The organism is Bacteroides sp. AM16-24, assembly GCF_003471885.1.
Taxonomy (GTDB): Bacteria; Bacteroidota; Bacteroidia; order Bacteroidales; family Bacteroidaceae; genus Bacteroides.
On sequence record NZ_QRKI01000011.1, the window covers coordinates 127,280 to 152,714 of the forward strand.

Here is a 25,435-nt window from a genome sequence, read left to right on the forward strand (position 1 = left end):
TGCGGACGAATAAATATTCGTCCGCATATATATAATGATGTTGCTCCTAACGATTCATTGCTGAAATACGAACTACTTGCCATTCGTGCCCACCTTCATCAAATAAATGACAGTCTGCAAAAAGTGGGAAACGGCATCATCATGGCTTATGGCCGACAGTCGAACCTATATCTTGCTCTCAATATGTACGACCGGGCATTGGAACTGGAACCGTCTGGCTTGCCGTTACTCCATTCAGAAGGACAGTTTCGAAAAGCACACCTTACAATAGGGAGATGGCGAAAATATAAAATAGCAAATCTTTGCTTTCTGCCCCAAAAGGCATACCTTTGCGGAAGTGTCACGAGTACTAACCGAAGAAATGAGCATCACCCGGAAAAAGAAACAAAACGGACTTTTCTACACAAAAGCCGAAGAGAGAATAAATACCCTCTCGCACGCCGCAGGCATCCTGATGGGAGTTGTTGTCGGCACGATATTTCTCGTAAAAAGCTATCAGAGTGGAAACTTCTGGGCTGTATTCGGCATCTGGCTCTACCTCTTCGGCATGCTCGGCTCTTACGTTGCCTCTACTCTCTACCATGCGCTGAAATACCATAATCCCTGGAAAAAGCGGTTGCGGAATTGGGACCATGCGGCTATCTACTGGCATATTGCGGGCAGTTATTCACCCGTCACACTCATTGCACTGCGGAGCGAAGGCGCTTGGGGATGGGGACTATTCGGTTTTGTCTGGTTGTGCGCTATCATCGGCACTATCGCGAGTTTCCGCAAAATGGAGGAACATAGCAATGTGGAAACAATCTGTTTCATCGTTATGGGGCTGTCCGTACTGGTTGCCTTCAAACCTCTATATGCCGTTGCCGCAGGAACGTGCTACTGGATGATCGGTGAGGGCATTTGCTACATCACCGGAGCGGTGTTCTACTCTTTCCGGCAACGTTATATGCATTCTATATTTCATTTCTTCGTATTGGGAGGATCAATATGCCACATGATGGCGGTGTGGTTGATTTTATAAAAACGGACAGTCAAAATGAACAAGCTAACAGACATAATCAAACGTTACGGCATAATAGGATGCCTGTACAAAACAATCTTTAAAGTCGTGAGAATGCTGGGTATTACTTACATTAAGTACTTAGCATACTTCAAAGAGCTTCCCGAAACCATAGATACCGACACATTAGTACAGTATCACAAAATGACAATGGATGACTTCAGAAAGCAAATGAAATTCGATGGGAAGTGGTTTAATAATCGCAAGTTGAAACAAATTGAAAGGTTTATTGACCAACCGGGATATTCATACTACGGAATCTACGATGGCGATAACCTGATATGTTATGGCGCAATCTCAACAAATCACGACAACTTCATAAACAGAAAGATGGATCCGAATACAGCTTATCTGTTTGACGACTATACCAACCCCTATCATAGGGGAGAAGGATTACATCGGAAAATAATCGCCATAAGAGAGTATGAAGCACGGAAACAAGGTAAATCCGTCACTTTTGCCTATGTACAATCCTCAAACCGCGCCTCGGCGAAAGGCTTCAAACGTTGCGGATATGTAGCCAGAATAAAACTTATATATAAACAAATTGGGAAAAACAGACCTTTTAAAAGGAAATTCATTGAATTGTAAAAGTTACAATAGTCGGCATACCACTACGACAAGACTTCGCTGACTGCTAAAATATATTAATTAATCTCTCCCTTCCTTGTTTTTCTCCTCAGCTTCCCCTACGTTTGCAGTGTTGTACATCAGTGCAACACTTAAAAAACTATGATAAAGATAGAAAACATCAGCTACGGCTACAAGTCTAACCATCCTATTTTCAATGATATATCTTTGGAGATAGGCAACGGAATATATGGACTTCTGGGAGAGAACGGTGTAGGTAAAACCACACTGATACATCTCCTTTGCGGACTACTTTTTCCTTGGAAAGGAGAATGCAGCATTGATGGGATGAATCCGGCAAAAAGAGAACCCGCCTTATTGAGCCGCTACTTCTTTCTGCCCGAAGAAATGCAGATGCCTTCCGAAAGCATTTCCGCTTTTGCCACACGGCATTCCGCTTTCTATCCTCACTTCAACCACAAAGAGTTTGAACAGAATCTTGAAGAACTGAAGATTGACAGGAAACAGAAGTTATCCGCAGTTTCTTATGGTCAGCAGAAGAAGGCGATGCTGGCGTATGCCTTTGCACTGCATACCCCGCTCCTGATACTCGACGAGCCTACAAACGGACTGGACATCACATCCCGACAAGCTCTGAAACGTATCATCAGCCGCAGCATAGATGATGACAGTACGCTCCTCATCTCTACCCATCAGGCACACGACTTCGAGAACCTGCTGGATCACCTCATCATCCTCGGCGAAGGCGAAATCTTGCTGAACCGTTCATTGGACGAAATCAGCCAGCGCCTCCTCTTTGCCCGGACAGACAGTCTGCCCGAAGACAGCATTTACAGCGAACAGGAATTACCCGGATATTTCTCCGTGTTGCCTAATGAAGAGGAAGAAGAAAATACACCGGATATAGAACTGCTGTACAAAGCAGTGCTGCAAGTGCCGGAAAAGATAAAATCAATGTTCAAATAAACAAAGAATATGAATGCAACCTTCAACCTGAAACGTTTCTTCCTGCTGGAACAGTACAAGAAACAGGAAACCGGCCGACACTTGCTATGGAGTGCCGGTATTGTGCTGGGCATTTGTCTTCTCTGCATGATGTATGATATCAACAAAGGCTCAAGCTATTACATCGAACATACACAGGCTTTCTCCCTCAGCCGCTACGTGCTGTGGTTTCTCTGCATCGCCCCCTGCCTGTTGGAGATAAATATCACCAAACAGACCTCCACTCTATACCTGTTGATGCCCGCTTCCGTTTTTGAGAAGTTCCTGCACTTGTGGATGAAGTATCTACTCGTACTCCCGCTGTTCTGTTTCTTGCTGATAACAAGCATAAAAGGGTTACTAATACTCTCAGGCACTGACTACCTGCAACACTTCGGCAGCCACATTGAATTTCACCTGATAGAAAAAGACCAGATACTGTCATGCAGCTTGATGCAAGGAATTTTCTTCCTCGGATGCATAGCCTTCAAACGCCAGAAGCTGATAAATTCCTTCATCGTTTTGTGTTCCTGCTTCATTCTCATTTTCGGGATTATACTCTCAATAACATTGTGGGAACCTGCCGACAGCCACGGATATTGGATAGCAAACATAGCCTATCCCATCTATAATTTCCCGATAAGCAGCACGTCAGAAGCCATCATTGCTTTCTGCAACTACGGTACCCCTATCTTGTTCAGCATCGGAATATGGATATCGAGCTACTTCCTGCTCAAAGAAAAACAACTGTAAGCTATGGACTTCAAGACCAATAAACCGATATACCAGCAGATTGTAGACTTCTGTTTCAGCAAGATACTCACCCGTGAGTGGACGGCGGGCGAACGAATAGTCTCGGTCAGGGAGCTTTCCACGCAGCTTGCCGTGAACTCGCGCACCGTGCTGAAAGCCTACGAATACCTGCAAGCGGAGGACATCATCTATCCCGAGCGGGGCATGGGCTTCTATCTCTCAAAGGATGCCATGAAGAAAGTGATGAAGATACAGAAGAAAGAATTCTTTGAAAACCAGCTTGCCGACCTGTTCAGCATTATGGACCTGCTTGGCATCAGCATAGATGAAATAACAGAACGATATAATAAACTTAAAAACAGCAGTTCATGAAGAGATACGCAAAGACAGCATTATGGATTACTTTCGGACTCCTCTTCGTACTCATCATAGTCAAGGTTTTTACGCTGATGTACGAACTGAATTCCGCCGTACAATCCTAACTTTCACCGTCTCAACGAAGAAAGTATAAACTATTGAAATACAATAGATAGAATCTTCCCCAATGGGGAGGAGTGAAATCTGTATCCCTAATTGATTAGTAATCTACTAACAGAAACGAATATGAAAACAAAACTATTTTTACTATTGCTTGTCCTCTGCGTACTCAGTGCGCAGGCACAGAACCTCTCCGTCAAAGGACGTGTCACAGACGCTTCTCAAGAGGCGATTATAGCCGCCAACGTATCACTATGGGCCACAGACTCCACCTTGGTGACCGGAGTAACATCGGATGCACAGGGCAAGTTCACTCTCAATAAAATCAAGGCGGGCAACTACCGCCTCGCCATTACTTTCATCGGCTATCAGAGTGAAGTCATCCTGCTGAAACTGAACAACAACCTCGATCTGGGCGATGTACAGTTGCAGGAAGATGCCGTCAGTCTGGGCGAGGTAACCGTATCCGCCAGTAACGTGCTTCAACGGGTGGATCGTCAGATTATCCTGCCCACCGAAAGCCAATTGAAACGCTCGTTCGGTGCCTACGACCTGCTGAACAATCTCGGTATCGCCCGCCTGCAAGTGGACAACTTCACCAACAGCATGAGTGTCAGTGGCGGTGGAGCCGTGCAAACCCGCATCAACGGCATCAAGGTGACAGACAAGGAAATAGCCGCCATCAGAGCCAAAGACGTGCTGCGCGTGGAGTTCATTGAAGACCCCGGCAAGCAATACGGTGACGACGAACTGGGCGCTGTGGTGAACATCATCCTGCGCCGCCGCGAAACGGGTGGTGTGGTAAACTTCCAGCTTTCCGACTCACCCCATACCCTGTGGGGAGAGAATTTCCTGAGTGCGAAGTTCAATTACAAAAACTCCGAATGGGGCATCGACTACTTCAACAAGAACGGCAAGTATCACAGCCGCCTCGAATCTCACGAAACCTTCCACCTGGGCGACCGTACCATCGACCGCATCAAGGAAGGTATCGAAGACGAATCCCCCGCACTCAGTTTCATCAACAACCTGAACCTGACATACAATCTGACGAAAGCGGACAAGTATGTCTTCAACGCCATCTTCCGCAATAACCTCAACAACGCTCCTTACCAGAACGAGCTGAACCGGATGTGGGCAGTAGGCAGCACGGAGTCTATCTATTCATACGTCAATAACCACACATCCAGCTATTCTCCGGCACTCGACCTTTACTTCCAGCATACCCTGCCCCATCAGCAAAGCATACAGATGAATGTGACGGGAACGCTCATCCACACCAAGAACAACCGTAAATATAAGGAGTACAAGGACGAGAATGCACCGTTGGCGGATATTCAGACACTGGTGGATGGCGATAAACGCTCTGTCATCGGTGAGGCCATTTATGAAAAGAGCTTCAAGGATGTGAAACTGAGCGGTGGCGCCCGCCACTACCAGATGAGGACGGAGAATGAATACAAAGGCTCCAATCCCACTACTTCGAAAATGGACCAGTCGCAGACTTCCGCTTTCTTTGAGGTGCAGGGCAAGGTGAAGGATTTCAGTTATGCGGGTAGTGTGGGCATGACGCGCGCCTGGTTCAAGGAAAGCAACGAAAGCCATGCTTACTATACCTTCACGCCTACCGTACGATTGAGTTACAATATGAAGAAAGCGGGCTTCCTGCGCTACCGGTTCAATATCAGTCCCGCCATACCGTCGCTTGGTTCGTTGACGGATGTGGAGCAGGCTATAGATACGATACAGATAGTTCGTGGTAATCCGTTGCTGAAAACGTATCAGCAGTTCACGAACTCTTTGTCTTACAGCTATTCGAAGAAGCAGTTCAATGCCAATCTGAGCGTGCGCCACCAGTATTACGACAGTCCCATCATGGAAAGCATCTTCGTTGAGGACGGGAAACTGATATTGAAAGATGAAAACCAACGGTCGTTCCAAAGCCTAAATGCGGAACTGATGGTAGGCATCAACGGCGCAACGCTCTTCGGGCTGAAAGATTTCCTGACGCTTTATGCTTCGGGAGGATATACCCGCAATTGGTCGGAAGGCTTGACATACAGTCACACGTACGATGAATTTTATTACAGTGTGATGGCGCAATTGCAATACAAAGGTTTCTCACTGCTCGGGCAGTTCCGGAAGGTGCAGAATAACTTCTTTGGTGAAACCATCAAGAAGAATGAGAATCAGACCGCATTTATGGCGATGTATGCCAAGCAAAACTTTCAGGCAGGGATTGGTGTTCTGTTTCCTTTCACCAATAATTATAAGGTGGGAAAAGAACGTATCAGTGAGGTAGCGCCTTTCCGTTCGGAAACTTTTGTAAAAGAAACGGGACAGATGTTCATACTCCGCGTAGGCTATACGTTTGAGTTCGGCCGCAGACACAAAGCCGGAAACAAGGGATTGAACAATAGCGATACGGATAGCGGTATCATTGATATGCAGAGATAAATGAAGTAAATTCTTATCGGAATATAGCTTCATTTCAACCCGCTTTGTGAAAAGAGGGAGCCCACAGGGCGAGGCGACGGAATTATACGAAATTGCTTCATGTATAATTCATTAATTACCTGACTGCCGCCTCCCCTGCGGGCATTTTTATGAACACCTTCTTTGCTGTATAGTGGGGAAAGAAAACGGCAAGAGTGATTCGCTACATCAACGATGGGTAAACATACGAAGAAAAGTCTTTTCGTTATTGTTATGACTTTTCCTCATATTGTCTTTTATCTAATACTTATTCGTCCATCGGCTCCCGATTTACCCTGCAGCTTCGCATCGTTTTTTGACACTTTCCAGATGCTTTCATAATCAATTAGCAAACAAGCAATTGGGGTTTCCTACCAGCAGGAAACGAGCGTTTCCACAAGGAGAAACTGTCGTTCCCACTAAAGGGAACTGGAGTTCCCATTAAGGGAAACCGGAGTTCCCACGAGCAGTAACGGAAGTTCCTATCGGCAGAAACGAACATAACAGGGGAGATAACGGGGTTGAAAAAGGGCTACACCATTCAGCAAAAAGGGTGTAGCCATATGCCCAAAAGGGTGTAACCATGTACTTAAAAGGGTGTAGCCCTATCGGATATAAGGCTATTTTTATCCAAAACATGGAAAAATCTTCTTCTGAAAGAAGTTTTATCCGCTACATTTCGAAGCATTCCAATCATTCTCTTAAAGTCCATTTGATTGAAATTTAACCATATACAAACGTATGGAAGCATTTACAGGAATATCACCATACAACATTCCTTTCATTCTCCCCAAATGCTTTCTTTTTGCATTTTCATCATACGGATTCCCTGCATTCTTTTCCATCAAGCTCCGCAAGATGGCAAAACATTCAATCCAGTCATCTTTATCCCATACCTCTATGCAGGACAACAGATGACAAATATATTCAGCATACGAAAGTAAATATAGAGAACAAGGGAACGTTCAGTATCACTTAATAACCGTCACAGTGCCTTCCGCCAGTTTCTTCTCCTTCACCGGAGCGGCAGCGGCGTAACCTAAAGCGGCACAACCATATACGCGGTGGTTTTCGGGGATGCCCAGCTTCGTAAGGAAAGCACGCACATCAGGATCATCACAAGTTTGCCCCAACTGGTTTATCCAGCAGGAACCGATGCCGAGAGACTTGGCTGCAAGGAAAATATTCTGCATGGCACAGGCACAATCCATGCTTGCCCACCACTGTGTCGGTTCGTTGGAAACAATGACGAGTGTAGGAGCATGATAATAACAACAATACGTCCGGCTATGTCCGCGTTCCTGCAAACGGGGTTCATCGCTCTTGGCAAAAGCGCCTTTAATCTTTTCGTTCAGTTCTTCCAGTACAGCGTCATTCTGAATAGCGGTGAAATGCCACGTCTGGAGTCCCATACCACTGGGGGCATAGGTTGCCGCTTCCAGAATGGCAGTTAAATCTTCCTGCGAAATCTGTTGTTCCGTATAAGCGCGCACACTGCGACGCGACTTGATGGTCTTTAAAATCTCATTCATACTCATTATTTTTTTGTCAACCCAATCTTTACATTCAGTCTGAAATAATACACGCCGTTCTCTTTTTCAAGGAAACCGTACTTATCCTTATCTACCGAGCCTTTCTCGAAACGAGTGTTCTGATATAAGAAATCGGCAAATACCTGGCGCTCCGACTGATGATAGCAAAGCACCTCTCCTTCCGCATTTACCAGCAGAATGCCTTCTACGGCTGAGTCCGTACCGTTATAAATCTTTGCCGGACGCATGCCCAAGGCAAGTGCCAACAAGAACTGTTTCATCTTAAACTCATAGAAACCATGTTTGTTTATCAGCTCATCTTTTATCTTCAGGGGATTTATCTCTTTGATACGCTCCGTCAGTTCGCTGACACGGGAAATGCCATCGAGGTGCATCATGCGCACCATCTCCGCCAACATACGGGGGAAGTGTAAATCAATCATCAGCAGGTTGCAACGGAACACACGGTCCGCCACATCCGAATATTTCAGCACTCCGCCCAGACGCTCAATCATCAGCATACGCTCGGTAACCTCCGTCGGAGATTCCGGCAAAGCATTCACCTTGTTCACCGTAGGCGTAGCAAACTTGATACCCGACTGTTCCAGTTTCAGGTTTGCCGTGCGTCCGCCATCCAGCAACGGGTTCATCGAACTGAGGCGGCAACGGACATTAAATCCCGTCAACGGTGCTTCAGCGTGCCAGAAGGCAACAGAGAAATCCGTGCGGTCTTCCGTCTTCGCCTCCAAATCGTAGATATTGATGGCATCGAGAAAACCTTCCAGACCTTCGGGAACTTCAATCGTATCGGAACCGGCAGTCGTTTTCAGCAATTCAAGTATCAGCTCTGCCGCCCCGCCAAAGTCTTCGCGGGGAATGTTCTGTTCTTCCTTGTCAGCCACAGTAAACGTCCCCATTTTCTCCACCGCCCCGCTGACGATACGGATATTTTCCTGTTCTATATAATAACGGCGCGTGCCGTCATGCTCTTCCCTTTGTACCATCGCAATGGACCAGCACTTTGCTTCATCCTTCCGGACTTGCGGTGTGCCCAATGAAACCTTTCCGTCTGCCAACAGGCGAAAGAATGTGTAGAGTTCGCCCAACTCACGCTTTGTTGCTTCGAATGCCATATATCTATATATTATTTATAAGTGCAAAGATAAGGAAATCCATACAAAAAAAGTGAATGGATAAACTATTTCCATACGCAAACGTTTTATTTGAAACGTATAACATTAAAAAAACAATGATATGGAAACAGAAGAAAATACAGTAGCCATCACGGCTACACCCAACGGACCTTTTATTGTAGAAGGCAATTTCAAATTGATAGACCGGGAGGGAAAAGCAGAGGTACGAAAAGGAAGAATCGCCTTGTGTCGCTGCGGACGCTCTTATAAACAACCCTTCTGCGACGGGACGCACAGGAAAATCCACTATAACGATTTATCTCTGAAATAGACGTACCGGAGGAATTTTCTCCGGGGAGCTGAGACATTACGCATCCTCTTCAAAGCGCAATGTCTCGACTTTTTCCAGGCGTGCCTTCAGCTTCGGCATCATCGACTTACGGATGCGAAGCGCCATGCGGCAATCCATATCGTACGACTGTTCCAGTATTTCCGGCTCCTCCTCCTTGACAATGCGCATCACGTCATTCATAAAAGGGTATTCAAACAGGAAAGCCACCGTCTCATCCACCGTCTTTTCTATAATCTCGGCAGCAGCTATCGCTTCGGCGGCAGCAGCTTTATAAGCTACAATCAGTCCGCTCGTCCCCAACTTGATGCCACCGAAGTAGCGGACCACGATAATCAGTATATCGGTCAGTTCATTGGAGTTAATCTGTCCCAGGATAGGTTTTCCTGCCGTACCGGAAGGTTCTCCGTTATCATTGGCACGGAAATCCTTGCGCTCGGCTCCCAACATATAGGCGTAGCAGACGTGGCGGGCATCGTAATATTTCTTCTGATAAGTTTCCAGATGCGATTTTACCTCATCGACAGTACGCACAGGCAAAGCGATAGCAATGAATTTGCTACGCTTCTCGGTATAAATCCCTTCGGCAGGGGCGTTTATGGTTTTGTAGGTATCTTCACTCATGGTGCAAAGATACGTATTCTTATCGTTATGAGAAAATAGTTTCTAATCCTCTCTCTTTTTCAGACGAAACGGACAGAGTTTAAAAGTTTTTTTTGTAAATTTGTCAAAACAGAACCGCATTCAATAGAAAAACTTCTGATTATAAGTATGTATCAGGGCCTCATACTTACAATCTTAGAATGCAAGGTCCTCCCATAAGTAACATTTATCACTATGAACAACAAGCTGTTTACCTTTCTCGACCCTCTGCTGGGTTACATCGACAACGGACGTTTCTTCCGTGAACCTTTCCGTTGGCTTTATGTCATCTTTGCTGTACTAAATCTGCTATTTCCTATTGCAATCCTGGTGAAAGTCATCGACACGGGGTTCTTCAAGTTCGCCGAGGGGAAAGCAATCTTTGCTTTTATTCTGATATTTATTATCCTTTGCGGTGGTGCATGGGGCAGCTATCTGCTCTGGATGAACCGGAAAAACAAACTGAAAGAAGTCATCCAGGAAGACAACGAATTCATTGCTATCCCTGTAGTATCCCATCTGACACAGACAGTGGGTGAATGGCTCGGACTTTATATCGGTGTTGTTGGCACACTTTGCTCACTGATTATCGCACTCTTGGCAGCAAACGAATTACAATACGTCATGCCGGTATCTACAGGCATTTTCTTCCTCATGCCGATATACGGTTTCCTGATTGTTGTATTTGCACGCCTGCTTGCTGAACTGTATCGCGCTTTGGCAGTTATTGCCAACAATACCAAGAAATTGACAAAGACGGAAGCTAAGACCGAAGCCAAACTGGAAGATATAGAAGATATAGAGGAAATCTAAATACATGAAGAAAGTAGTCATCGCCATCGACTCCTTCAAAGGATGTTTATCCTCGGCAGAAGCAGGAAAAGTTGCTGCTGAGGGTATTCGTTCTGTATTCCCGGAGTGTGAAATTCTGTCTCTACCTATAGCCGATGGCGGCGAAGGAATGCTGGATGTGCTGATTGCAGCAACCAACGGACGTGAAGTGCAGATTTCTGCCCACAACCCTCTCATGGAATGGCACGATACTTACTACGGCATTTCGGAAGACGGGAAAACGGCCTTTATAGAAATGGCAAGCATCAGCGGGTTGCCTCTGGTTCCGCCGGAGAAAAGGAATCCGATGCTGACCACCTCCTACGGAACGGGAGAACTGATTCGTGATGCGTTGGAACGTGGTTGCCGCAACTTCATCATCGGCATTGGTGGCAGTGCAACGAATGATGCCGGGCTGGGAATGTTACAGGCCTTAGGTTTCCGGTTTCTGAATAAAGAAGGGAAGATATTGGAAACTGGTAACGGAAAAATTTTAATGGAAGTTGTTTCCATAGATACAAGTTTCGTCCACCCTGATTTAAGAACTTCCCATTTTACCGTTGCCTGCGACGTACAAAATCCATTCTGTGGACCGGAAGGCGCCGCATATATCTTTGCTCCTCAGAAGGGAGCGGACCGGAAAATGGTAGAGGCGCTGGATGCAGGCATGAAAAACTTTGCAGAAGTCATCTTCCACAAAACGGGAAAAGACATTTCCAATCATCCCGGAGCAGGTGCCGCCGGTGGTATGGGGGGCAGTTTGCTGGCTTTTCTGAATGCAAAATTGAAACCGGGTATACAGTTGATGCTGGAGACTCTTGATTTCAGCAATAAAATAAAAGGTGCTGATTTGATTATCACCGGCGAAGGAAAGGCCGACAAACAAACATTAATGGGGAAAGTTCCTTCCGGCATACTTGACAAAGCTCGCAAACAGAAAATTCCGGTTATACTGATAGCCGGTAGCGTAGAAAATGCAGACGACCTGCATCGGGCGGGATTTCGGGGAGTATATTCTATCAATCCACCATCCATAACGTTGGAGCAGGCCATGCAACCGGAAGTTGCACGCGCAAATATCTCAGAAACGGTGGTAGAGATTTGTCGTTCCTTCTAAAATTTATCTTTCAATGGTTTCTTGATTACAGCTTACGTATCACTTTGCGGCAGCGTTTCATCTCTCGCTCCGTCAGTCCGGGATGTTGCTTCGTTCCGCCTTTCTCAATGGCAGAGATGACTTTGAATCCACTCCATTTCAGAATTTCCTTTAGTGCTTTCACCACTCCCCTTGACTGATTAAAGAGGATATTGAAAGGATACGGGGTGGTGCAAGTACTGACGATAACGGCCTTTTTTCCTTTATGCAGCCCGATAGGAATGCCTCGCGATGTCTCTCCCATCATTCCGTAAACGATACGGTCGAACATTACTTTCAGTTGTCCGGGCAAATTCCCCCAATAGCAGGGAGCACCGATAATCAAGGCATGAGCTTCTTCTATCTGTTTCAGTACGCGCTGTGCATCATCTTCCGGCAGGCAACATTTCAGTTTCTCACGGCAACTCATGCAGCCGATGCAAGGACGGATTGCCAGATCGGCAACTCTCACGACGGTTACTTCGTCGCCATTGTCTTTTGCTTCTGTTTCCATAAGTTGAAGCATCTTTGAGATATGGCCTTGCTTGCGGGGACTTCCGTTAATAATCAGAATTTTCATGATGACATGATTATGCGATTCCTAATAGCTGAACTTCAAACACCAAAGTGGAGAAAGCGGGAATAGGACCGCTGCTACGTGTTCCGTATCCCATTGTGTAAGGGATATAGACTATCCAATGGTCACCTACATGCATTCGTTGCAGGGCTATCTGCCAACCTTCGATAACTTGGTTCAGACGAAATGCTTCAGGACAATTGCGCTTCCAGGAGTTGTCAAATTCACGACCGTTTATCAAGGTGCCTTTATAGTGCACAGTCACAATGCTATTTAAACGGGGAGTATTATCACCGTTGCCGCTTTCCAATACACGGTAGAGGATTCCGCAAGGTAGTTCTTTGATTTCTTCTTCTGCACGCAACGCTTCCAAGTATTGCTCATTTTGCAGTTTATATTCTTCTTTTCGTCCCATATACTCAAACTTCTTATTGCTTTTTGTACAACAAAAGTACAACATTTATATCGTCCCGCAAAAAATAGACGAAGCTCATAGCTGCATTTTGGAGTTTATACGAATAAGGAGTATCTTTGCCCCATGAAAAAATTAGTTATCGTCGGATGTGGACGACTCGCCGGAATAGTTTCGGATGCAGTTGTCAATGGCTTGTTGCCTGAATATGATTTAGTGGGTGTATACTCTCGTACAGCAGAAAAAGCTGAACGTATCGTTGCCAAAATGCAGCAACATGGAAAAACATGTATGGCTTGCACAACCATAGAAGATTTACTGGCACTGAAGCCCAATTACTTAGTGGAAGCAGCCTCCCCTGCCGCCATGAAAGAACTTGCCCTGCCTGCATTGAAGAACGGGACTTCTATCGTCACCCTTTCTATTGGCGCACTGGCAGACACTGCTTTTTATCAGGAAGTGATAGAGACAGCCCAAGCGAATAGCACACGTGTGTATATCGTCTCCGGAGCTACCGGCGGATTTGATGTGCTGCGCACAGCCTCCCTGATGGGAAATGCAACCGCCAAGTTTTTTAATGAAAAGGGTCCTGATGCTTTGAAAGGAACTGCTGTATATGATGAGGCTCTGCAAAACGAGCAACGGATTGTTTTCTCAGGCAATGCAACCGAAGCCATCGCCATGTTCCCTACCAAAGTTAATGTAGCCGTTGCCGCCTCACTGGCTTCTGTCGGTCCCGAAAACATGCAAATGTCCATACAGTCCACCCCCGGATTTGTGGGAGATACGCAAAGAGTAGAAATAAAGAATGAGCAGGTGCATGCCGTAATCGATGTGTACAGCGCCACGGCTGAAATAGCAGGGTGGTCTGTGGTGAACACCCTGCTCAATATCACATCACCGATTGTATTCTTCTGATTCGATTACCGGATATATTCCTTTATATTGGCAAGCACTTTCTCGCTCAGGCGGTCAAACGCCTGACGGGTGCGGCCAGTGGATACTTGCATGCAACGGACATGGGGATGACTCAAAAGTTGCTCTCCACCCAAAGCTCCCACCGTATCACAAAAACAAAGATTGTCACCTTCCAGCCACTTGACAAATGCCGGTTCGTCCCATGCCGGGGATAATCCGGTATTGAACAAAATCTTCTTGTTTCCCAGTTGTCCGAACTCCGCCTCATGCAACAAAACCGTGTTCTTATTGAGGCAACAGAAAACAACCTCACTCTGAGCAAGAAGTTCGTTCAACGGCAGGAAACGATATCCTTTAGCTGCCGCCTCCTGCTTCTCGCTACGGGCAAAGTAGGCAATCTCCGCACCGAAAAACTTCAATGCATCCGCTATCATGCCACCGGACTTACCCAGACCCACAACACCAACTTTCAGCCCGGTAATCTCGCGCGGCATATCTTCCCATGATTCCTGACCAAACCCATGCAGACAACGCACCAACTCACTGACCACATATTCCACCACACCCTCGTCGCCATAATCGCGGATACCGGTTACTGTTATTCCCCGTTCATTGGCATAGCGGATATCCACGTTGGCGCTTTCGGGAGAGTACAACGAACAACACATCCCGATATATTTAATATCCGTACACTCCTCCAACACCGCACGGTTTATCCGGGAAGTATAACTCAGGAGCACAGCATCGGCATCTCCGATGCGGGCTATAATTTCCTCATCTCCTGCCGGAATATCAGGATACATCACAACTTCATCTGCATACGAGTGCAGTTCTTTTTCTGCTGACGGAATCAGACTTACAGGTTCTATTGCTACAAGTTTACGAAACATAGTTTTTTTAATTTTAGAAACGGCGAAGTTAACAAAAAGAGTGATATAAAACAAAAAGAGCTGCCATCGATGATACGTGACAACTCTTTCTTACTATCTTTACGACAATACTTCTTCTTGTTTTTATGCGGACGGTCTTTTGCAATCCAACGCCCCCCATTGCGTTCCAGCTCTATCGAGCGGTTCGCTTCCTTGAATGCCGATAGGACATCCCTGCGTTTCTTCGTTTTCATTGTTCTATAAACTTTAAATGCGTTGCAAAGATAGTCAATTAAAACGAAACTATCCTCTGCTGCCCAAGCTATTCTTATCCGGATTTATTTCAGAAACCATGTTGCGCACTTCTTTCTTATCGACTTTGGAATATAAGCCCAATTGTCGTCCAGGTAATGTTTCTTCAGCACTTTTTTGTATCTTGCTCTTATTTTCGAGAGCTTTTTCTTCTTTTTTATCCATATTCTTATCTGGTTAGGTTATTTACTAATATAGTAACACACGGAGAATCCTTAAGGTTCTCTCTTAACGCAAAAAAGAGTTGCCAATGACTGACAACTCTTTTTTATCATAAGAAAATTCCTAAATTCCGGCCATTATTTCTTACTGAGCTTCAACTCTGCAATAAAGGCTGTGATAAGCCCAATACCTCCAAACGAAAGCACGCAAGCTCCATAAACCAAAGATACCGTCTCACGATAAACACGCCAGTTGTCCACATCCTTATCCAAGTATCCGGGAATTGCCGAAGTGCAAATTACAAAACCTATCAACAATCCCAATCCCATGCCCACCAGCAGGCATCCTAATTTCAATGCCGAGAAAGAAAAATTGCCATAAAGTTTCGGCATACAAGCCACATCCGGGACATACTTATCCCCCATCTTCTCAATCAGCATCAGGCGCTCCTTCTTACATACAAACAATTCAAACAGTTTGTAAATTCCTAAAGTAATGATTGCCATAATCGTAGGCACCATAATAAAATCCATCATATTCGTTTCGTTTTAAATTAGTATTTTTGTTCCTTTGTACACTTTAGACGCAGGCTTCTTTGTGAGGTTACACATTCTGCGAAAAAAAATATTTCTTTCCGGATTCTGTAACCTTATATAGAGAGTTGCGTCTAAAGAGCAAAATGGAGAATAATGAAACACATATTATCCGACGAATATTGAAAGGAGAAACTGCTCTGTACGAAAACTTCCTGAATCAGTACGGTCAACAGGTATTTTCCCTGATTGCCCGCATCATCTGCAATCAGGAGGATGCCGAAGAGCTGACGCAAGACGTTTTTCTGAAAGCGTTCCAGCACCTCTCCTCTTTCAAAGCCGAAAGTTCTTTCTCCACATGGATATATTCCATTGCTTATAATACGGCTATTTCGGCAGCCCGTAAAAGGAAATTTGATACCTTTGCCATGGATGATACGTTACTCGCCAATATTTCGGAGCAACAGGTTGATGAAACGCTGAACGACGAAAGCGAGGAAATGATTATCAAACTAAACAGAGCCATAGAAAAACTGAACTCTGACGAACGTGCCTTGATTACTCTATTCTACTATGAAGAAAAGACGATGAATGAAACCGCCCTGATTCTGGGCCTGACAGAGAGCAATGCAAAAGTAAAATTGCATCGCATACGCAAAAAGATATATGTACTCATTAAACAAGAGGAAGTATGAACGAAGAACAAAAAGATAAAGGACTGAAAAGAGCCGTAAAAGCGGAAAATGAATTTCGCCTGCCTTCCAACTTTGCTTACCGCACCATGAGAAAGGTGGAAGAGGCTATGCGTCTGCGGGAAAAGAAATCGGAACGAAAGACTTTGTTTGCTACGATAGCAGCTTCTGTATTCTTAGCAGGATGTTGCATTGCCGGATTAACCACTTACTTTGGTGATGTCATCAAGGAGGCCTTCACTCCTACGGAAAACTTGAAACCTGACCATATTCAGATACCGGCATTCTGGGTGCTGATACTTATTACAATTCCGTTGTTCGTCCTGTTCGACCGATGGATGAGAAAACGATATTACAAGCATCATTCTTAAAAAGAAACGAGGATGTCCGTTGAAAGGAACATCCTCGTTTTTCTTTTTCAAATAATAGTTTTAATCCAATTTGTGGATAACCAGTCCCGAACGTAATTTCGGTTCAAACCACGTTGTTTTGGGAGGCATGATGTTGCCCGTATCTGCAATGTCCATCAACTGCTTCATGCTGACCGGATAAAGTGCCAAAGCTACCTTCATCTCGCCACTATCCACCCGTTTCTTCAACTCGCCCAGACCACGGATACCACCGACGAAATCAATACGTTTGTCGGAACGAAGGTCTTTTATACCGAGTACTTCATCCAGAATAAGATTAGAAGAAATGGTCACATCCAGCACGCCAATCGGATCATTATCATTGTATGTACCCGGTTTAGCTGTCAGACTATACCACTTGCCATCCAGATAAAGGGAGAAATTATGCAAACTGGAAGGTTTATAAATATCCGCACCCTTTTCTTCAACCGTGAAGTTCTTGCTGACAGCAGCCAGGAACTGTTCCGGTGTCAAACCGTTCAAGTCTTTGACAACACGGTTATAATCGATAATTGTCAGTTGGTTGGCGGGGAAGCAAACAGCCATGAAGTAGTTGTATTCTTCGTCACCGGAATGATTAGGATTCTGTTTCGCTTTTTCAGCTCCCACCAAAGCAGCGGCAGCACTACGATGATGTCCGTCGGCAATGTAGAGGGCAGGCATCTTAGCAAATTCCTGAGTGATGGCATCAATATCTTCCTGTTTATCAATAATCCAGAAAGTATGTCCGAAACCATCGCCGGGAGCGATAAAGTCGTACACTGGCTTTCCGGCAGTATAATGAGCGATAATAGCATCCAGAGTAGCATTGTCAGGATATGCAAAGAATACCGGTTCGATATTGGCATTGTTCACGCGAACATGCTTCATGCGGTCTTCTTCCTTATCGCGGCGGGTCAATTCATGCTTTTTGATGACACCGTTCATATAGTCGGGAACATAAGCGCCAACTACCAGACCATACTGCGTCTTTCCATTCATGGTCTGCGCATAGACGTAATAGTTTTCTTTATCGTCCTGCACCAACCAGCCTTTATCCTGGAACATTTGGAAGTTTTCAGCAGCTTTCTGATAAACACATTCATCATGTTCGTCAGTGCCTACCGGAAAATCTATTTCGGGCTTAATGATATGATACAGGGATTTCTCGTTTCCTTTCGCTTCTTCGCGCGCTTCTGCTGAGTTCAGCACATCATACGGACGGGAAGCAACCTGTTCTACCAGGTCCTGCGGAGGACGAACGCCCTTAAAAGGTTTAATTATAGCCATAAGTCAAGGTGTGTTTTTAATGGATTATTGAGATTTCTTTTTCATGAAATGCACTATCAAATAGATGGCACTACCTACTATCAGCACAACAGATACGCCCTCGCAAAAGCCGAGGGCGAAATCTGAAAGTTCTTTTCTGAATATACTGCTCAATGCAAATATACCAGCACCTATCGTCAGATAGATTACTGCAAATTGATAGGCAGTCCTGCTATTCATCTCACTTTTTGTTAACGCGGAATTTCTCGCAACCGTCTTTCAGGAAGCCTACAATCTGCTGAGCAGCAGCAATACCTGCATTGATATTAGCTTCGGCAGTCTGTGCTCCCATCTTCTTCGGTGTAGAGAAGTAGCGTCCGACAAACTTAGCTGCAAATGTTTCGTTGGCAGCAGGCATGATGTCAGTCATGTATTTCAGGTCAGCACGTTCTTCCATCAACTGAATCAATTCTGTTTCGTTGATAACCTCTTTACGGGCTGTGTTTACCAATACACCACCCTTCGGCATCTTGTTTACCAGAGCATAGTTGATAGAGTTCTTTGTTTCAGCAGTAGCCGGAATATGCAATGAAACTACATTACAAGTAGAATAGAGCTCATCAGCAGAGTCAACAGCTGTCACACCATCTTTTTCAATTACTTCTTTTGGGCAGAAAGCATCGAAAGCGTAGATTTCCATTCCAAAACCTTTAGCAATACGGGCTACATTACGACCTACATTACCATATGCATGGATACCCAGTTTCTTACCTTTCAGTTCCGTACCGGAAGTACCATTATACATATTACGGACAGCCATCACCATCATGCCGAAAGCAAGTTCAGCCACGGCATTTGAATTCTGTCCCGGAGTATTCATTACGCATACACCATGTGCAGTAGCTGCATCCAGGTCTACATTATCATAACCTGCACCTGCACGTACCACAATCTTCAGTTCTTTAGCTGCATCCAACACCTCGGCATCTATGATATCACTACGGATAATGATAGCATTGGCATCTTTCACAGCATCCAGTAACTGTGCTTTCTCTGTATATTTCTCCAGCAAAGCAAGTTCATAACCTGCTGCTTCAATTTCTTTGCGAATACCGTCTACAGCTACTTTAGCAAACGGTTTGTCTGTTGCAATTAATACTTTCATAATTCTATGATATTAAAAAAGACTCACCACAGAGTCTCACTGAGTAACACTGAGTTCTACAACTCTGTGAAACCTCAGCGTGACTCTGTGGTGAATAAATATTATTAATGAAGTTTCTCAAATTCCTGCATGCAGTCAATCAAAGCCTGTACGCTTTCTTTTGGCATAGCATTATAGCAAGATGCACGGAATCCACCTACTGAACGGTGTCCTTTGATACCTACCATACCCCTTTCTGTAGCAAACTTCATGAAGTCAGCTTCCAATTCTTTGTATTCGGGAGCCATCACAAAACAGATGTTCATGCGTGAACGGTCTTCCTGTGCGGCAGTACCTACGAACATTTTGTTGCGGTCGATTTCAGCATACAGCATATCTGCCTTTTCTATGGCACGGCGTTCCATTTCTTTCACACCACCCTGTGCCTTGATCCAACGTAAAGTCTGCAATGCAGCATAGATAGGAACAACCGGAGGAGTATTAAACATGGAACCGCTGTCAACATGTGTCTGATAATTCAGCATTGTCGGGATATAACGGGAAACTTTACCCAAAGCGTCATTCTTCACGATAACAAATGTAACACCGGAAGGAGCCAGATTCTTCTGTGCACCGCCATAGATACAGATATATTTAGACACGTCGATAGGACGGGAGAAAATATCAGAAGACATATCAGCAATCATCGGAACATTTACATTCAAATCTTCCTTAAGTTCAGTACCATAAATAGTATTGTTGGTTGTGATGTGGAAATAATCAGCATCAGCAGGTACTGTATAGTCCTTCGGAATATAAGTATAAGTAGATTCAGCGGAAGAAGCGACTTCAACTACTTCACCGAATGCTTTGGCTTCTTTCATGGCTTTTTTGGCCCATACACCTGTATTCAGGTAAGCAGCTTTCTTTTCAAGGAAGTTGAAGGGTACCATGCAGAATTCCAAACTGGCACCACCGCCCAAGAACAGTACCGAATACCCTTCAGGGATATTAAGTAATTCTTTGAATAGTGCTACAGCTTCATCCACAACGGGTTGAAAATCCTTAGCACGGTGGCTGATTTCCATCAGTGAGAGGCCTGAACCATTGAAATCGAGAATAGCTTTTGCCGTATCCTCAATCACCTCACGAGGAAGATTAGAAGGTCCTGCATTGAAATTATGCTTTTTCATTTGAAGTTTGTTTTGGTTATACAATTTCGTTCATTAATGTCTTTAGACCTTGCGAAATTACGGAAATATTTCTTTAAAACAAACCTTTCATGATGAAATTCCATTTTTACACCGCATTTAGCTTACTTTTTTATGGTTTATACAGGATATATGCACCATTTTGTTATCCATGCTTATCAAGAACAATACTTTTAGAGAAACTAAAAGTATTGAGGATTTATTACTTTACATTCAGAAGAATAAATGCAAATAAAATGAATATTTATAAGAGAGTTTACTTAGCCTCCTCTATTATCGTCTTTATTCCTTTGATTTTTTCACCACGTATCAGCGTAAGCAATTGCTTCATTTTGCTACGGCGCACAGCTACAAAAGCATAATGTTCTTTCACATCTACCTGCCCGACGTCTTCACGTGCCATTCCACCTTTTTTATATAGGAAACCTACAATATCGATTTTATTCAATTTATCTTTTTTTCCTTTACCTATATATAATGTAGCCCAACGAGGTTTAGCAGGCTTAGGAAGCACCTCTGGAAATTCGTAAGTTTCAATATCATCAGAAATATATTCCGGTACAAATTCTTCTTCATGCAGAATCAAATAGACGTTTCCCGATGCCTCCCAACGCGCTGTACGCCCATTACGATGAGTGTAGGCTTCCTCATTCACGGGAGGATGATAATGCACTACATTTTCGATGCCCGGAATGTCCAGTCCGCGGGCAGCAAGATCAGTAGAAATTAATACGGAACAACTACCATTGCGAAATTTATAGAGTGCCCGCTCACGGTCAGGCTGTTCCATACCCCCATGAAACATATCACACGGGAACTTCTTTGCTTGCAGGTATCCGGTGACGCGTTCCACACTATCACGATAGTTACAAAATACAAGAGTGGAATGATAACCAAGCGTACAAAGCAAATTGTAGAGTATTTCCAGCTTATCTTTTTCGGGAGAAACAACTTTATGTAACTTCAGACGAGGGGCAAGAGCATCGGGATCAAGAAAATTAAGCTTAACCAGTTGAGAACCGGAGACTGAAGATTGGGAATCTCCTCCCACTCCGGCAAATTGGGGAATTTCTTCGGTATCTGTAGCTGAAAGTAATATACGCTTTTTTAATGAAGGTAACTGTCCGATAACTTCCGCCATCTCGTCATGGAAACCAAATTCAAGACATTTATCAAACTCATCTATTACTAATGTAGTAACAGTACCCGCATCAAAATTTTCTTTTCTCAAATGATCGTTCATTCGCCCCGGTGTACCGATAATGACTGAAGGATTAACACCTTTCATCGTCCTATGTTCCTCCATAGCAGGACGGCCACCATAACAACTCATAGCCTTAAAGGGAGTTCCCATGGATTTAAATACAGTTTCAATTTGCAATGCCAGTTCCCGCGAAGGTACCAACACAACGGCCTGCACACCTTGCACATTCGTCTTTAATGATTGTACCAACGGAAGAAGAAAAGCCAGTGTTTTACCCGAACCCGTAGGTGAGAGTAGCACCAAATCTTTATTTTCATGATAAGCCTCCCGAGTAGCCTCCTGCATCGGGGTGAGTTGTTCTACTTGCAGATTACGCAGTATATCCTGAATTTCCATAACATTCTTTTTCGATAACGGGCCAAAGATAACAAAAAAACTCCTGCACAGCCGTAGCCTTGCAGGAGTTTCTACAAATATCGAAGTTTTTTATAAACCTTGCCTAATTTTATCCGCCGAAGTTATCGAACATCAAGTTCTGAGCCGGAACACCAAGATCGTCGAGCATCTTCTCAACAGCCTTCGACATCGGGCCAGGACCACACATGTAATATTCAATATCTTCAGGAGCTTCATGGTCTTTCAGGTATGTATTGTAAATTACCTGATGAACGAATCCCGGAGTATACTTCACGCCTGCTGCATCTGCTGCGGGATCCGGACGGTCTAATGCCAAATGGAACGTAAAGTTCGGGAAATCTTTCTCTATTTGCAGGAAGTCTTCCAGATAGAATACTTCATTCAGGGCACGTGCACCATAGAAGTAAGTCATCTTACGGTCAGTAGTATGCAATGTCTTCGTTAAGTGCATGATCTGGGCACGCAACGGAGCCATACCGGCACCACCACCAATCCACATCATTTCCTTCTTAGAGTCGAATATCGGATGGAAGTCTCCGTAAGGACCACTCATGATAACCTTGTCACCTGGTTTCAGCGTAAAGATATAAGAAGAAGCGATACCCGGCATCACATCCATAAAGCCCGGACCTTGTTCTTTGGGCTTAAACGGCGGAGTTGCGATACGTACCGTCAACATAATACGGTCGCCCTCTGCCGGATAGTTAGCCATAGAGTATGCACGAATGGTTTCTTCGTCATTTCGACACTTCAGTGTAAACAGACCGAATTTTTCCCATGCCGGCAAATACTCATCACCAATCAGGCTCTTATCAATGTCTTTGTTATAGTCCATATCGAACTTAGGTATCTTGATCTGCGCATAAGACCCCGGAATAAAGTCCATGTGTTCACCCTTAGGCAACGCAACGATGAACTCTTTGATGAATGTAGCCACGTTCTTGTTGGAGATAACTTCGCACTCCCACTCTTTTACACCGAGCACAGACTCATCAATCTTGATAGCCATATCGCTCTTTACCTTCACCTGGCAACCCAGACGCCAGTGATCCTGTACTTGTTTACGGCTAAAATGAGGAACCTCAGACGGCAGAATCTCGCCGCCACCATCCAGTACCTGGCATTTACACTGTCCGCAAGAACCCTTACCACCACAAGCGGAAGAAAGGAATACTCCATTCACAGACAATGTATTCAGCAACGTAGCACCAGACTCCACATCCAGTACCTTGTCACCGTTTATAGTCAGTTTTACATTACCTGAAGGCACCAGGAAGTTCTTGGCAACCAGCAAGATAACGACAAGCAGCAGAATAACCACCAGGAATACTCCAATGCTCGCTAATATTAAATTCATATCCATTGTTCTATTCCTTTCTTTATTAGATGTTCAAACCAGAGAAACACATGAATGCCATTGCCATCAAGCCTACTGTAATGAACGTGATACCCAAGCCTTTCAGCGCATCAGGCACGTCAGAGTAAGCCATTTTTTCACGGATAGCTGCCAGACCGACAATAGCCAGTAACCAACCAATACCGGAACCCAGTGCGTAAGAGATGGCATCCCATATATCACCGATGTACTTCGGGTCACTCTCACCTACATTGATGCGCTGCTGCATGAACAGAGAAGCACCCATGATAGCACAGTTTACAGCAATCAACGGCAAGAAGATACCCAGTGAAGCGTAGAGAGAAGGACTAAAACGTTCCACAACCATCTCTACCAACTGTACGATACCGGCAATTACAGCAATAAAAAGGATAAAACTGAGGAAGCTGAGGTCAACGCCATCAATAATAGCATTGGCAGCCAGCACCTTGGTCTGCAATAAATAGTTGACTGGAAGCGTAACCACCAATACGAAAGTTACAGCGATACCCAGTCCTACAGCAGTCTTTACATTCTTAGATACAGCTAAGTAAGAGCACATACCCAGGAAGAATGCAAATATCATGTTGTCCACAAATATGGAGCGGACAAATAAACTTATTAAATGTTCCATAATTCTTTCTGTTTACTAGTGATTACTTTTCTTGCAATTCTTTGTGACGAGCACGTTGATACCAGATGATGCAAGCGCAGATGATCAAAGCCATCGGCGGCATCAGCATCAAACCGTTGTTCACATAACCCAGATTTGTCAGCCATTCATGGTTCAGGATATTGAAACCAAGCAATGTACCCGAGCCTAACAGTTCGCGGAAGAAAGCTACGATAATCAAAATCTTAGCATATCCCAAACCGTTACCTATACCATCCAGGCAAGATTCCCACGGACCGTTCTGCATGGCAAATGCTTCCAGACGTCCCATCAGGATACAGTTTGTAATAATCAAACCTACATACACAGAAAGCTGTACACTTACATCATAAGCAAAAGCTTTCAATATTTCACTCACAATGGTTACCAAAGCTGCTACCACAACCAACTGAACGATAATACGGATACGGTTGGGAATTGTCTTACGCAACAATGAAATAACCACATTGGCAAAAGCCGTAATCACTGTTACCGAAAGACCCATTACGATGGCGGGTTCCAGTTTGGCAGTTACAGCCAGTGCAGAACAGATACCCAGCACCTGTACGGTAACAGGATTGTTCATGCCCAGCGGAGTTGAGAATACTTCTCTATTTTTCTTTGAAAACAACTGTCCCATATCCTTATTCCTCATCATTATTGGTTAAAAAACTCTTGTAACTATTCAGACAAGCTTTCAGCATGGCATCTACACCTACAGAAGTAATCGTACCACCAGAGATACCGTCCACTTGATAATCAGGTTTCTCAACCTTGCCGTTCTTCACAACACCCAAGGCAATTTCACCGTTTTCCAGTGTCTTCTTACCCAAGAATTCATCTTGAAAGTGTTGTCCGGCAATTTCAGCACCCAGACCCGGAGTTTCACTGGCATGAGAGAAATAGACACCATAAACAGTATCTTTATCGCTATTCAGTGCAACATATCCCCAGATAGCACCCCAAAGACCGGCACCGTAAACAGGGAACACATATTTCTTTTCTCCATTCACTTCTGCTACGAATACGTGCAGGCGTTGATGTTCTTTAGCTTCTTTTTCGTAGTCAGTAGCAAATTCACCGGTATTCTCGGTCAATGTACCGTCTACATTCATCAGCATATCTCCTTTTACATATTTATTATATTCAGCCTCGGCATCTTCCACATTCTTGATGTTCAATGCAGCGAGTATTTGCTTCTTCGTATCCAGTTCCACGTTTTTGTTCTGAATGGTTCTCAATGAGGAACTAACGAATGCCAGCAAGAATGCAACGATAACAACCATTACCGAAGCATAAATGATAGTATAACTATTACTATTGGTATTCATTTTCTT

31 protein-coding genes are annotated in these 25,435 nt (G+C 44.5%); 13 read left to right on the forward strand and 18 right to left on the reverse strand.

Translation table 11 applies throughout. The features are described 5' to 3' along the window. Positions 1 to 106: 106 nt before the first annotated feature. The 7 genes from DW182_RS22175 (at position 107) to DW182_RS13965 (ending at position 6,322) form a co-directional block, all read left to right on the forward strand. Positions 107 to 271, forward strand: a complete 165-nt coding sequence (locus tag DW182_RS22175) for a hypothetical protein (RefSeq protein ID WP_157448656.1) — start codon at positions 107 to 109, stop codon at positions 269 to 271. Between the two features lie 90 nt (positions 272 to 361). Further along, a complete protein-coding gene (locus DW182_RS13940) occupies positions 362 to 1,021 on the forward strand; it encodes a hemolysin III family protein (RefSeq protein ID WP_007663321.1) in 660 nt (219 codons plus the stop codon). A 15-nt stretch (positions 1,022 to 1,036) separates the two neighbouring features. Next, complete coding sequence (locus tag DW182_RS13945; RefSeq protein ID WP_118295892.1) at positions 1,037 to 1,651, forward strand: GNAT family N-acetyltransferase; 615 nt, start codon at positions 1,037 to 1,039, stop codon at positions 1,649 to 1,651. A gap of 141 nt (positions 1,652 to 1,792) precedes the next feature. Continuing rightward, the gene (locus DW182_RS13950) at positions 1,793 to 2,617 is read left to right on the forward strand and encodes an ATP-binding cassette domain-containing protein (protein WP_118295893.1); all 825 of its coding nucleotides are present in this window, start codon (positions 1,793 to 1,795) and stop codon (positions 2,615 to 2,617) included. A gap of 9 nt (positions 2,618 to 2,626) precedes the next feature. Further along, a complete protein-coding gene (locus tag DW182_RS13955; protein WP_118295894.1) occupies positions 2,627 to 3,388 on the forward strand; it encodes a hypothetical protein in 762 nt (253 codons plus the stop codon). A 3-nt stretch (positions 3,389 to 3,391) separates the two neighbouring features. Beyond that, positions 3,392 to 3,760 carry a GntR family transcriptional regulator gene (locus DW182_RS13960; RefSeq protein WP_022393556.1) on the forward strand — a complete coding sequence of 123 codons (369 nt, stop codon included), beginning with the start codon at positions 3,392 to 3,394 and terminating at the stop codon, positions 3,758 to 3,760. Between the two features lie 231 nt (positions 3,761 to 3,991). Then, entirely contained in the window at positions 3,992 to 6,322 is a 2,331-nt protein-coding gene (locus DW182_RS13965; protein ID WP_118295895.1) for a TonB-dependent receptor, read from the forward strand. A 989-nt stretch (positions 6,323 to 7,311) separates the two neighbouring features. On the opposite strand, the gene DW182_RS13975 is transcribed toward DW182_RS13965, so the two are convergent. Further along, entirely contained in the window at positions 7,312 to 7,878 is a 567-nt protein-coding gene (locus DW182_RS13975; RefSeq protein ID WP_181982168.1) for a nitroreductase family protein, read from the reverse strand. After that, a complete protein-coding gene (locus DW182_RS13980) occupies positions 7,878 to 9,005 on the reverse strand; it encodes an HpaII family restriction endonuclease (protein WP_118295896.1) in 1,128 nt (375 codons plus the stop codon). Before DW182_RS13980 ends, DW182_RS13975 begins: the two co-directional genes overlap by 1 nt. 121 nt (positions 9,006 to 9,126) lie before the next feature. Here DW182_RS13980 and DW182_RS13985 point away from each other — a divergent pair, with 121 nt between their 5' ends. After that, positions 9,127 to 9,336: a CDGSH iron-sulfur domain-containing protein gene (locus DW182_RS13985; protein ID WP_007663338.1), complete on the forward strand. Its 210-nt coding sequence runs from the start codon at positions 9,127 to 9,129 to the stop codon at positions 9,334 to 9,336. 36 nt (positions 9,337 to 9,372) lie between these two features. Here DW182_RS13985 and DW182_RS13990 read toward each other — a convergent pair whose 3' ends face one another. After that, positions 9,373 to 9,978, reverse strand: coding sequence for a YigZ family protein (locus DW182_RS13990; RefSeq protein WP_118216994.1), 606 nt, complete (start codon positions 9,976 to 9,978; stop codon positions 9,373 to 9,375). A gap of 213 nt (positions 9,979 to 10,191) precedes the next feature. On the opposite strand from DW182_RS13990, the gene DW182_RS13995 reads away from it, so the two are divergent. Then, positions 10,192 to 10,809 carry a hypothetical protein gene (locus DW182_RS13995; RefSeq protein ID WP_021967237.1) on the forward strand — a complete coding sequence of 206 codons (618 nt, stop codon included), beginning with the start codon at positions 10,192 to 10,194 and terminating at the stop codon, positions 10,807 to 10,809. Between the two features lie 4 nt (positions 10,810 to 10,813). After that, positions 10,814 to 11,944 carry a glycerate kinase gene (locus DW182_RS14000; protein ID WP_118295897.1) on the forward strand — a complete coding sequence of 377 codons (1,131 nt, stop codon included), beginning with the start codon at positions 10,814 to 10,816 and terminating at the stop codon, positions 11,942 to 11,944. 25 nt (positions 11,945 to 11,969) lie between these two features. Here the strand turns inward: DW182_RS14000 and DW182_RS14005 are convergent, their stop codons facing one another. Next, positions 11,970 to 12,542, reverse strand: coding sequence for a flavodoxin family protein (locus DW182_RS14005; RefSeq protein ID WP_118295898.1), 573 nt, complete (start codon positions 12,540 to 12,542; stop codon positions 11,970 to 11,972). A 10-nt stretch (positions 12,543 to 12,552) separates the two neighbouring features. Continuing rightward, positions 12,553 to 12,954 carry an FKBP-type peptidyl-prolyl cis-trans isomerase gene (locus tag DW182_RS14010; RefSeq protein ID WP_117707685.1) on the reverse strand — a complete coding sequence of 134 codons (402 nt, stop codon included), beginning with the start codon at positions 12,952 to 12,954 and terminating at the stop codon, positions 12,553 to 12,555. 123 nt (positions 12,955 to 13,077) lie between these two features. Here DW182_RS14010 and DW182_RS14015 point away from each other — a divergent pair, with 123 nt between their 5' ends. Next, positions 13,078 to 13,869, forward strand: a complete 792-nt coding sequence (locus DW182_RS14015; protein ID WP_118295899.1) for an aspartate dehydrogenase domain-containing protein — start codon at positions 13,078 to 13,080, stop codon at positions 13,867 to 13,869. 5 nt (positions 13,870 to 13,874) lie between these two features. Here DW182_RS14015 and DW182_RS14020 read toward each other — a convergent pair whose 3' ends face one another. From DW182_RS14020 to DW182_RS14030, 4 genes are all read right to left on the reverse strand, one after another. Then, complete coding sequence (locus tag DW182_RS14020; protein WP_022392391.1) at positions 13,875 to 14,759, reverse strand: D-isomer specific 2-hydroxyacid dehydrogenase family protein; 885 nt, start codon at positions 14,757 to 14,759, stop codon at positions 13,875 to 13,877. Next, on the reverse strand, positions 14,741 to 14,992 hold the full coding sequence (locus tag DW182_RS14025) for a hypothetical protein (protein ID WP_181982169.1): 252 nt from the start codon (positions 14,990 to 14,992) through the stop codon (positions 14,741 to 14,743). The genes DW182_RS14020 and DW182_RS14025 overlap by 19 nt, the downstream gene beginning before the upstream one ends. A 49-nt stretch (positions 14,993 to 15,041) precedes the next feature. After that, positions 15,042 to 15,215 carry a hypothetical protein gene (locus tag DW182_RS22310; RefSeq protein ID WP_181982170.1) on the reverse strand — a complete coding sequence of 58 codons (174 nt, stop codon included), beginning with the start codon at positions 15,213 to 15,215 and terminating at the stop codon, positions 15,042 to 15,044. Positions 15,216 to 15,349: 134 nt separating this feature from the next. Continuing rightward, complete coding sequence (locus DW182_RS14030) at positions 15,350 to 15,748, reverse strand: DUF6249 domain-containing protein (RefSeq protein ID WP_007663356.1); 399 nt, start codon at positions 15,746 to 15,748, stop codon at positions 15,350 to 15,352. Positions 15,749 to 15,891: 143 nt separating this feature from the next. Here DW182_RS14030 and DW182_RS14035 point away from each other — a divergent pair, with 143 nt between their 5' ends. Both DW182_RS14035 and DW182_RS14040 read left to right on the forward strand, forming a co-directional pair. Continuing rightward, positions 15,892 to 16,440, forward strand: coding sequence for an RNA polymerase sigma factor (locus tag DW182_RS14035; RefSeq protein WP_021967630.1), 549 nt, complete (start codon positions 15,892 to 15,894; stop codon positions 16,438 to 16,440). Then, entirely contained in the window at positions 16,437 to 16,808 is a 372-nt protein-coding gene (locus DW182_RS14040; protein WP_021967629.1) for a hypothetical protein, read from the forward strand. The genes DW182_RS14035 and DW182_RS14040 overlap by 4 nt, the downstream gene beginning before the upstream one ends. Positions 16,809 to 16,868: 60 nt before the next feature. Here the strand turns inward: DW182_RS14040 and DW182_RS14045 are convergent, their stop codons facing one another. The 9 genes from DW182_RS14045 to DW182_RS14085 form a co-directional block, all read right to left on the reverse strand. Next, a complete protein-coding gene (locus tag DW182_RS14045; protein WP_118295900.1) occupies positions 16,869 to 18,116 on the reverse strand; it encodes a DUF1015 domain-containing protein in 1,248 nt (415 codons plus the stop codon). Positions 18,117 to 18,140: 24 nt separating this feature from the next. Next, the gene (locus tag DW182_RS14050; RefSeq protein ID WP_007663363.1) at positions 18,141 to 18,335 is read right to left on the reverse strand and encodes a hypothetical protein; all 195 of its coding nucleotides are present in this window, start codon (positions 18,333 to 18,335) and stop codon (positions 18,141 to 18,143) included. A 1-nt stretch (position 18,336) separates the two neighbouring features. After that, on the reverse strand, positions 18,337 to 19,260 hold the full coding sequence (locus DW182_RS14055; RefSeq protein ID WP_118295901.1) for an NAD(P)-dependent oxidoreductase: 924 nt from the start codon (positions 19,258 to 19,260) through the stop codon (positions 18,337 to 18,339). A gap of 104 nt (positions 19,261 to 19,364) precedes the next feature. Next, positions 19,365 to 20,432 (reverse strand): 3-phosphoserine/phosphohydroxythreonine transaminase, encoded by a 1,068-nt coding sequence (gene serC, locus DW182_RS14060; protein ID WP_118295902.1) that lies wholly within the window; start codon positions 20,430 to 20,432, stop codon positions 19,365 to 19,367. 274 nt (positions 20,433 to 20,706) lie between these two features. Next, on the reverse strand, positions 20,707 to 22,050 hold the full coding sequence (locus tag DW182_RS14065) for a DEAD/DEAH box helicase (RefSeq protein ID WP_007663366.1): 1,344 nt from the start codon (positions 22,048 to 22,050) through the stop codon (positions 20,707 to 20,709). 109 nt (positions 22,051 to 22,159) lie between these two features. Beyond that, the gene (gene nqrF / locus DW182_RS14070) at positions 22,160 to 23,434 is read right to left on the reverse strand and encodes an NADH:ubiquinone reductase (Na(+)-transporting) subunit F (protein WP_007663367.1); all 1,275 of its coding nucleotides are present in this window, start codon (positions 23,432 to 23,434) and stop codon (positions 22,160 to 22,162) included. A 19-nt stretch (positions 23,435 to 23,453) separates the two neighbouring features. Continuing rightward, positions 23,454 to 24,080: an NADH:ubiquinone reductase (Na(+)-transporting) subunit E gene (gene nqrE / locus DW182_RS14075; protein WP_007663369.1), complete on the reverse strand. Its 627-nt coding sequence runs from the start codon at positions 24,078 to 24,080 to the stop codon at positions 23,454 to 23,456. Between the two features lie 22 nt (positions 24,081 to 24,102). After that, a complete protein-coding gene (locus tag DW182_RS14080; RefSeq protein WP_118295926.1) occupies positions 24,103 to 24,738 on the reverse strand; it encodes an NADH:ubiquinone reductase (Na(+)-transporting) subunit D in 636 nt (211 codons plus the stop codon). Positions 24,739 to 24,742: 4 nt separating this feature from the next. Next, entirely contained in the window at positions 24,743 to 25,429 is a 687-nt protein-coding gene (locus DW182_RS14085; RefSeq protein ID WP_118295903.1) for a Na(+)-translocating NADH-quinone reductase subunit C, read from the reverse strand. Positions 25,430 to 25,435 lie beyond the last annotated feature (6 nt).